The organism is Oscillibacter sp. CU971 (genome assembly GCF_905219725.1).
Taxonomy (GTDB): Bacteria; Bacillota; Clostridia; order Oscillospirales; family Oscillospiraceae; genus Oscillibacter.
Genome location: NZ_CAJMXG010000501.1, coordinates 1 through 1,340, shown reverse-complemented (window position 1 = coordinate 1,340; position 1,340 = coordinate 1). Strand labels below are relative to the sequence as shown.

Annotated in this window: 2 protein-coding genes; one reads left to right on the top strand and one right to left on the bottom strand. The window is 54.9% G+C overall.

Annotated features, from left to right (window positions below):
* On the top strand, nucleotides 1-279 hold a 279-nt coding region (locus JX325_RS16930; protein WP_204792185.1), incomplete at its 5' end, for a rubrerythrin family protein.
* A 73-nt stretch (nucleotides 280-352) separates the two neighbouring features.
* Here the strand turns inward: JX325_RS16930 and JX325_RS16925 are convergent.
* Nucleotides 353-1,340, bottom strand: a 988-nt coding sequence (locus JX325_RS16925) for a tyrosine-type recombinase/integrase (protein ID WP_204792184.1), incomplete at its 5' end; no start/stop codon positions are given.

Here is a 1,340-nt window from a genome sequence, read left to right as displayed (position 1 = left end):
GATATGTACGAGGGCTTTGCCAAGACCGCCGAGGCGGAGGGCTTCCCCGAGCTGGCCTCAAAATTCCGGGCGGTCGGTGAGATTGAGAAGCATCACGAGGAGCGCTACCGTGCCCTTCTCAAAAATGTGGAGGCCCAGGAGGTCTTCAAGAAGAGCGAGGTCAAGGTCTGGGAGTGCCGGAACTGCGGGCATATCGTGGTGGGAACTGCCGCGCCGGAGGTCTGCCCCGTTTGCGCCCATCCCCAGGCTTATTTTGAGGTCCACGCCGAGAATTATTGAGTACATACGAACGGCGGCATGGAGCAACGCTCCATGCCGTTTACTTATTTAGGAGTCTCTCTCATCCCCCTCGTCAGATATCCAACCCCCGCTGGAGGGCTTCGCTGGCGGCTTTCTTGTTCTTATCGAAAGCGTGGGTATAGATGTCCAGCGTCGTGGACGGCTGGCTGTGTCCCAGGAGACCCGCCACCGTCGCCACGTCCGCACCGCCCGCAATCAGAAGGCTGGCGTTGCTGTGACGGAGTGAATGCACGTTCAGCTTTTCTGGGAGACCGTTCTTTTTCAAAATCAGCTTGAACCGCCATGTAAAGGTGCTGGGCGTCATCGGGTCCTGGCTGTCGTGCTTACGGAACACAAAGTCATCTGCGGTCAGCTGCCGATCTTCGTAAGCGTCGGCCTGCCATACGCATTCCCGGTAATACTCTTTCAGTAGACTCTCCATCTCCGGGGAGAAGTACACATACCTGTCCCCCGCCACAGTCTTGGTGTCCTTAACGATAATATTCTCCCCTGTGATTTTCACCACGTTCCGTTGGATGTGGATACTCTTACGCTCATAGTCAATATCAGACCACTTCAAGCCACAGCACTCGCCCCTTCTCATCCCGGTGGCAATAATCAGCTTGTAGTAGGTCTCATACTTGATGCTCTCATTTTCAAGCGCGGCAATAATCTTCTGAACTGTTTCTTCATCGGCAACAAGTTTCTCTTTCTTCTTGCCGGAGTATTTGTAGGTCCTCCACGCCGGATTGTGGTTAAGCAAACCGCCCTCCATCGCATCGGAGAGGATTCCACAAAGACACGCGTGGACTCCCTCTACCGTGTACTCGGAGAGCGGCATTCCGGTATTCTGACTTGTCTGCTTTCGCAGCTCGGCGTAGAGCTTACGAAAATGTTCGGGGCGGAGATCTACTAATTTATATCCTCCCAGGTACGGAAGGAATCGGTCAATGTCCTGCTTGTCACGGGCCAGCGTGGACTTCGCCAGCTTGTCCGGGGCGATATCCCGGAGCCAGATTTGAACGTACTGCGCCAGTGTGATGGTCCGATCCGTCGTTAGC